Annotated in this window: 4 protein-coding genes; 1 reads left to right on the top strand and 3 read right to left on the bottom strand. The window is 70.6% G+C overall.

Features of this window, described 5'->3' with window-relative positions:
- Window positions 1–203: 203 nt before the first annotated feature.
- Both ACF08B_RS39100 and ACF08B_RS39095 read right to left on the bottom strand, forming a co-directional pair.
- Window positions 204–1,826: an integrase gene (locus tag ACF08B_RS39100; RefSeq protein WP_392321804.1), complete on the bottom strand. Its 1,623-nt coding sequence runs from the start codon at window positions 1,824–1,826 to the stop codon at window positions 204–206.
- 233 nt (window positions 1,827–2,059) lie between these two features.
- Entirely contained in the window at window positions 2,060–4,717 is a 2,658-nt protein-coding gene (locus ACF08B_RS39095; RefSeq protein ID WP_392321806.1) for an ATP/GTP-binding protein, read from the bottom strand.
- Window positions 4,718–5,037: 320 nt separating this feature from the next.
- Here ACF08B_RS39095 and ACF08B_RS39090 point away from each other — a divergent pair, with 320 nt between their 5' ends.
- The gene (locus tag ACF08B_RS39090) at window positions 5,038–5,253 is read left to right on the top strand and encodes a hypothetical protein (protein ID WP_392321803.1); all 216 of its coding nucleotides are present in this window, start codon (window positions 5,038–5,040) and stop codon (window positions 5,251–5,253) included.
- Here ACF08B_RS39090 and ACF08B_RS39085 read toward each other — a convergent pair.
- Window positions 5,217–7,082 carry a zeta toxin family protein gene (locus ACF08B_RS39085; RefSeq protein ID WP_392321802.1) on the bottom strand — a complete coding sequence of 622 codons (1,866 nt, stop codon included), beginning with the start codon at window positions 7,080–7,082 and terminating at the stop codon, window positions 5,217–5,219. The two genes, ACF08B_RS39090 and ACF08B_RS39085, sit on opposite strands and share 37 nt — an antisense overlap.
- Window positions 7,083–7,115 lie beyond the last annotated feature (33 nt).

Raw genomic sequence — 7,115 nt, 5'->3', positions numbered from 1 at the left:
CTGCACCTCTTCGTCGGCAGGCACGCTTACCGATCATGTCGGCACCAAGCTGCCCAAACTGCCGCACTCATAGGCATTTTCAATGACGCCTAACACCCCGGTCGAAGGAGGCTGCAGGTGGCCGGTTGGGCCCTGTGGGCGAGTCGGCCGGACGCCACCAGTCGACGGCGGCTCTGCTGCAGTGGCGGTCCTCGCTGCGGTGCTCAGCGAGGGGGCTCGAGTAGGTCAACGGTGGTCAAGCCGGTTTCGCCGTCGACGAGTTGCAGGGCGACTTCAGCGCGCGCGGCGAGATCGAGTGGGTCAAGCCCTTCGGTGTAGGAGGCGTGGACGATGCGGTCGAGGCCGGCGCCCAGGAGGGGTGCGGCTGTGCGCAGGGAGGCGTCCAGGGCTACGCCTTGGGTGGCTCCGCCATGGAGGACGATGTTGCGGGTGCGGTAGAGGCGGCGCAGGGCGATGCGGAACGCGTGGTTGACCTCGGTGAGTTGTTTGCCGGGGTTCTGTACGAGTGCGGCCATGCGCTGGGCGGCTGCGGTGTCGGTGTACTTCAGGGCGAGGGCGTCGGGCCCTCCGCTGCGTAGGGCGTCGGCGACGAGCCGGGCGCGTTCACGGTTGGTGGTGCAGGCCGCGATGGCCTCGGAGAGGGCGTCCGGCTGGGCGGGCTGGTGGCGGTGGGCCAGCGTGGTCAGTTCGGCCCGGGGCCAGGAGCAGGCGATGATCGCGGCCATGCGGTCGGCTGCGACGGCCTTCCCGGACCGTTCTCCGTCGCCCCTGGGGTCATCGGGGTGGACAAGGAGGGACTCGACTGCTGCCCAGCCGCCGGCGACGGCAGGCGCCAGGGCGCCGCGGTTGCTGACGGCGGCGAGTTCGAGTGCGTCGTCGATGCGCTCGGGGCTGTCGACCTTGTAGAGGTGGCCCTCGTATACGAGGGAGAGGACGTCGACGCCACGGGCGGGGGGTTCGAGCGGTATGGGGGTGTCGTATCCAGCGACCCAGATGTGCGGCAGCGGCTGTACGCCTCCGCGGCGTCCGCGGAGGAATTCCGAGCGGGCGGTCATGCGGTCCAGGAGCTGGCGGGCCTGGTCGGCCGCGCCGAGGGGATCGAGCGCCTGCAACGGGTAGACGAATCCTCCGCCGGTGCGGAAGCCTGCAGTGTCGTGGCCCTGTTCGCGCAGCCAGGCGCCGACCTTTCCTTTGTCGAGCCAGTTCGGCAGCGGCTCGGCGAGATCGCGGTGGGGCACCTTGTCGAGGGCCACCAGGACCTCGAAGGTCTGGGGGCGTGCGCGGGCCAGTTCTGCGGCGCTCTGGGCGATGTCGGTGGCTGTCACTCGGGCGGTCCTGAGGCCGCGCGCCCAGTTCCGCAGGTGGAGGCCGCTGTAGCCGAGGTCCAGGAGGTGGGCGGCCACGGTCCGGGAGAACCGCTCCGGCTTGACCCGCTTGGCTTCCTCGACATCGATCGCTGTCACCCACCGGTCCAGATAGCCGGGACGCAGATGCCCGATGACCTCCTTCAGCCGGCGCCGCTCCGGGCTCGGGTCGGGCAGGGGCTTACTGAGCAGGGTCGTAATCTCCCTGCGGAGGTCCCTGTCGCCGAGACCGGCGTCCCGGCCGAGGATCGCCTTGAGTTCATGGCGCTGCCAGTCGCACGCGGCAGGCCGGAGCACGTTGTGGGCCTGCCAGCGGCCGGCCTCCCACACTTCTTCCAGCGCGAGCACGGAGCCTACGTCCCAGAGGCGGCGGGGCCAGGGCGTACGCTCATCGGCGAAGAAGTCGGACATACGCGCGAGGACGTGACGTGCGTAGGGGTCCTGGACTGCGGTGGAGGCCATTTGGGCACCCTATCGAAGCCTGACCAGCGGAAACTGGTAAACGGGTGTCCCGTGCTACAATCGGTGCAGACTTGAAGGGGCACTCGCCATTTATGGCCACTGCCCCTCTTTTCTTTTGGTCCGCACGCCGATCGGCGTGCGGACCATTTGCTTTGCCGGGCCCTGGCGCTGGCGGCCTGCACGACGGCGGCCCCGGACCCTGTTGATCCGGGCCGCCGTCCTTGGCCGGGTGGTCAGTCGCGGTTGCGCAGGTGTTGTTGCCGGTCCTGGACCAGGCCGCGCCATGCGGAGCGCACGTGTTCTTCGCTCTTGGTCCAGCGGACGGCAGAGAGACCTGGCAGGGGCAGGCCGGCCATGAAGTGGGCGACGTCGACGAAGTACGCGAAGTCGCCGCTGGCAGTGAGAGCTCGGAGCCGGTCGATAGTCGCGGCAAGGTCCTGGTCCTCGCCGCAGACGGCGTGGTGGAAGGCGGTCGCAAGTTCCACGAACCGATGGAGGAAGGGGAGCCCGGCGGCCTCGATGTCGCTGTGCAGAGCCTGGGCCCGGGAGGGAACGCTGTGCGTTCCCGCGTCCTTGATCAGGGCGGCGGTGTGCGCGAGGAGGGTGTTGGAGCGCTGGTCGAGCCCGTCGAGGAGCTGGTGAGCGAGGGCGAGTTCGTCATCGGCGCGGACCGGGGCGGCGAAGGAGACGGCCAGGGCGAGGCGGACCTGCATCATGGCGCGCTCGCCGGCGGCGCCGTGCTGCTCGGCTTCGGCACGGCCGGCTTCGAAGGCGGCCGCGGCGGCAGCGGTGTCGGCGTGGGACCAGTGGATGTCGCCGAGGACGCGGTAATGGCGGCCCTTCCAGCCCAGGGTGGGGACTGCGGCCAGCGCGGTGGGGAAGTCGCCGGCGAGGCGGGCCAGGTTGGCCAGGCCGCGGCGGGCTTTGGGGGCGAGACGTCCGCCGAGGTCGGCGACCTGCTGCATCCCTGTCCGGGCTGCATCGTTCTGGCTGAGGTCCTTGTGGGCCTTGGCCCGGTAGTACAGGGCCATCTCGGTCAGCTCGGCGGGCAGCAGCCCGCTGTCCAGGACGGCGGTGAGGCGGTCGGCGGTGCGCTGGCGGTGCTCGCGCTGGCGGCGGGCGATGGCGGTGAGCAGTTCGGCCAGGGCGTCGGCGGCGGTGTCCAGTTCCGGGTTCGGTGCGCTGGTGGGTGGGGTGAGGTGTTCCCACACGGAGTCGTCGGTGTAGGCGTGCGCGGCGTCGATGAGCCAGCCCAGGCCGGTCAGGCGGTGGTCTCGGGCAAGACGCAGGCCCTGGCGCAGGCAGGCGACGAGGAGCGTGCGGCTGGGGGTGAGGGACGCGTTCGCGGTCCATTGGTCGCCGAGTGCGGCCAGGGCGCGGGTGGCGGCCTGGTGCCAGTCGGCGTGGGTCCAGCGGTCGTCGGTGTGGTCGTCGGCTTCGGTGAGGGCGGAGCGGATCGCGCCGTGCAGGTGGTAGGGCCACAGGGCGTACGGGTTCTCGTAGACGATGGGCCGCTCGGTCAGGCGCCGGGCGGGCGCCTGGTGGGTGAGGCCGGCGGCGCGTGTGGCGAGGTCGAGGTCGAAGGCGTCCAGCAACGACACCGAGCGCAGCACGTGGCGTTCGTCGGCGGTGAGGTCGGACAGCACCCGGGCCAGGAGTGCGGGGAAGGTGCAGTCGAAGTCGGCTGGCTCGGGAGTGCGGCCGTTGCGGCGGATCTCCAGGAACCGGCCGACCGCGAGGTCGAGGTGGAGGGGCAGTCCGTGGGACCGGTCGGTGATCACGGTGCGGACGGCGGGGCTGATGAGGGGCTGGCCGTTGTTGACCAGCCGGCGGGCGAGATGGTCGTCGCAGTCTTCGGGGGAGAGATCTCCCAGCAGATGCTGCCGCCCGCCCGGCGTGTGTGTGCGAGGCGCCGGCACTGTGCCGGACGTCGCGGACAGGCCGGGCCAGGCGGTGGGGCCGGTGTAGTCCAGCTGCCCATGCAGGGCAGGATCGGCCCACTGCAGGCGGGAGCGGCCGCTGATGACGAACAGGCATCCGGGCATCAGCCACACGACCCGCTGCAGCATCCGCTCGAAGTCACGGTGGCGGTCGGCGGCGTCCTCGAAGGTGTCCAGCAAGATCACCGGCGTGACCTTCTTGCCGGCAGGCAGCCGATCCATTTCCCATGCCAGGAGATGCGGGTAGAAGGACAGCGCATCCAGGTCGGGGTCGGCTTCCAACAGGGGGGCCAGGCGTGCGCAGCCGGCCAGTGCTCTCACGGTCTGGTGCCGCTCGCGCAACGCGCGGACCAGCGCGCCGGTGACCTGTCCGACCACCGAGCCGACGGTGCCGGGCAACAGCAGCGCCTGGGCGATGTCGCTCAGGGCGCTCTGCGTCTGCTGCGGCAGAGCTTTGCCGAACCGGCTGGCCAGCCCGCCACGTTCGAGGTAGCCCTCCAACGGGTCGCCGGGATGTCGTACCTCCCAGTACCGGCGCAGGGCGATGTCGAAAGCGGGCAGCGGGCGGCCTACCGTGGCAGCGAGCGCGGCCCGGATGGTCAGCACGACGTCCTCGAAAGTGGTGTCGGCCGACCGGGCCAGGTCGATCCGAACGGGCAGGATCGTGTGTCCGCCCCATACCGGCTCACCCCACCGGGCGGGCCGTTGTCCGGCGCCGCCGAGAACGGCTTCGAGCTTGCGCAAGAAGGTGGACTTGCCCACGCCGCCCACCCCGTGGAAGCACATGACATTGGTGCGCGGCGCTTCAAGGTCGGACGGGTCGAAGCCCGGGGCGCTGGCGTGCCGCAGATGCTCTTCGAGCACGGTGGCGAACAGCTCCCACTGGCGCTCGCGGTTGGTGAACGCCTCGCTCGTGTCGATGGGTTCGTTCGAGCTGAACAGGGCACGCATATCGGTCACTTGATTTCCCCCACCGGGTGATCACCAGGCGTTCAGCCTATGCCCGTGCTCGCCTCGCCCGGCAGCCCCAACCTGGCCGTCCCGACCGGTACCGGGCTGGATTTTGACCGCGGCGCGCCGGCCCGCGGAGGAGCATGCGGCTTGCCGGGGTGAGACGAGGCCTTGAGAATGATCCCTGCCTGTTCCTCTTCGACTTGGTGGCCTTCGTGCACGACCCCGCGCTCCCCGACCCCAACGCTGACCCACAGCCCGGCCACAGGCCGGGGGCTGCGCACTCGGGCGGGCACGGAGGAACTGTTGACGAGGCGGCAGTGGCAGGGCTGCTGACGCAGGTGATCGCGCTGTACGGCCAGCTGATTCACACCGAACGCCGAGGTGGAACGGATCAGCATCGACTCGACGAGCTGCTCGCTGAGCAGCAAGCCTGCGTACGGGACCGCGCGCGCCTCGCGGAGGCTGACACCGAGGAAATCACGCGCCTCGCGGCCCTCTACTCGGCGCGGCTTAAGGAACTGCAGGACTCGTAATTGCGTGCGGGCAGAGCGGCCACGTCGGCAGGCCCGCGCAGCCGGTACGGCAGCAGGTGCTCGGGCATCAGCGGTCGCGCCAGCTGGGCGATCTGCTCGAGGTCGCGGCGGTAGAGCGGCAGCTGCGAGCGCAGCCGCCGCTGGATCGCCCAGAACCGGGCGGCCTCCTGATCGGTGTACGGGCGATTGTGCTCGGAAACCAGGGCGTGGACTGCGCCCGCCGGCCTCACCCACGACTCTCCGGACGCGCGCTCATTGCGGTACAGCACGCTGCCGTCCCGCCGCATCACCGTCACCAGCTCGGCCACGGGCACGTCCTCGGCGGCCTCCACCGCCTCCTGAAGCGCCGCGAAGTGCATGTCGTGCCCGCTGGCGGTAGTGAACCGGCCCGCTGCGCCCAGCTGCAGCATCTGCGCACAGCGATCGGCGGTGCCCTGGCGGGAGTCGGCGGCCCGCACGGCGAGCACCACCAACTCCACGCGGTATCCCGCCTGCCGGTACAGCAGCGCGGCGTTGAGAAACGTGGCCGCGCTGGAGGGGGCGATCTCAATGACTGCATCGCTGCGCCGCTCGCGCACGTACTGTTCGGCCAGGACCTGCCAGGCCCGGTAATCCGCGCGGATGCGGGCCCCTGCGGCGCGCGGTTCGTCTTGCAACAGTTGGTAGTAGTCAGGGTGGGCTGCTTTGAAGTCGTCGCCGCTGATCCGGGTGGGCCGGCCGCGCAAGGAGCGCAGGACCATCCGCGTCATGTTCGTCTTGCCGGCCCCGGGCTGGCCCATGAGGTAGACCACGACGGGCTTGTCCTGCGGGCTGGTACGTGCGGCAAGGTCCGGCAGGATCAGGTTGTCGAAGATCCACCGGTGTTCCTCACCGGTCAGCCGGTGGTAGTCGACGCCGGGCGCCTCGCCTCTGGGCTGGGCGATCCGCCGGACAGGCTCGGCCAGCGCGGCAGCGCGTTCTGCGTCGCGCCGCACGGCCAGGGCCCAGTCCTCGGGAAGGCGCGGGTCGTGGGTGCGCCGGTCGGCCTCTGCGAGCTGTCGGCGAAAGGCGCCGGTCTCCGCCGGTGTCCATTTGCGGGCGCGTTCGGCGAGCAACGTCTCGCGCGCAGCGGGCGAGCGGGCCCACTGCCCACGGTCTGTGAGTTCGTTGACGTAGAGCACCTCCGTGCCGCGCCGCACAACGACGACCCGGTCGGCCAGGTGCTCGGTTTCGATGTCCGCGAGTACATCGACGAGCGCCGTGGCGCAGGCGTCGTGGTTGTCCCAGGACACGTACCGGGCCCGGCCTTCCTCGGCCAGGCGCAGGTAGCGGTCCAGTATCCCGAGCTGGCTGACCGCTTCCGGCACGGCCAGGGCCACGACCTCGATCCGGTATCCGGCTTGGCGGTAGGCGGCGAGCGTGCCCTTGAAGGCGACCGGGTCGGCCAGGGCCTCCTCGGCGACCACGTCGTAGCGGTGCCTACGGGCCTGAGCCTCGACCTCGGCCTGCCACCGGTAGGTCTCCGGCCGCACCCGAACCCCGGCCGTCCGCACGTCCTCCGTCAGGAAGCCGGAGTAGTGCGGGTGCACGGTCTTGTAGGCATCCCGCTCCACCCGGAGTGCACCGCCCCGCCGGTCAAGAGCGGCGTGGACCACGTCCATCACGAGCGTCTTGCCGCTGCCGGCCTGCCCTGCCACGAAGACGACTATGGGCTTCACCTGGGACGTCGCTGTCCGAGCGGCGCCTGGGAGGGTTGCTACCTCGAGCTCTCCTGAGGCCTGGCCAGGCAGACAGCCCAAGGCTGCTCCCGCAACCGGCGCCGGGAACAGCGGGTGGAACGGCGAGCTCACGTGCTCCTCCACGGGCGAATGACGATAGAGGGT

It is taken from the genome of Streptomyces sp. NPDC015139 (assembly GCF_043079785.1).
GTDB classification, from domain to species: Bacteria; Actinomycetota; Actinomycetes; order Streptomycetales; family Streptomycetaceae; genus Streptomyces; species Streptomyces albidocamelliae.
Note: the sequence above shows the minus strand (reverse complement) of the source record. Positions and strands in the feature narration are given on the sequence as shown.

Excerpts from the sequence above, each read along its gene's own strand:
- ACF08B_RS39100 (WP_392321804.1), bottom strand. The coding sequence starts at position 1,826 with ATGGCCTCCACCGCAGTCCAGGACCCCTACGCACGTCACGTCCTCGCG.
- ACF08B_RS39095 (WP_392321806.1), bottom strand. The coding sequence starts at position 4,717 with ATGCGTGCCCTGTTCAGCTCGAACGAACCCATCGACACGAGCGAGGCG.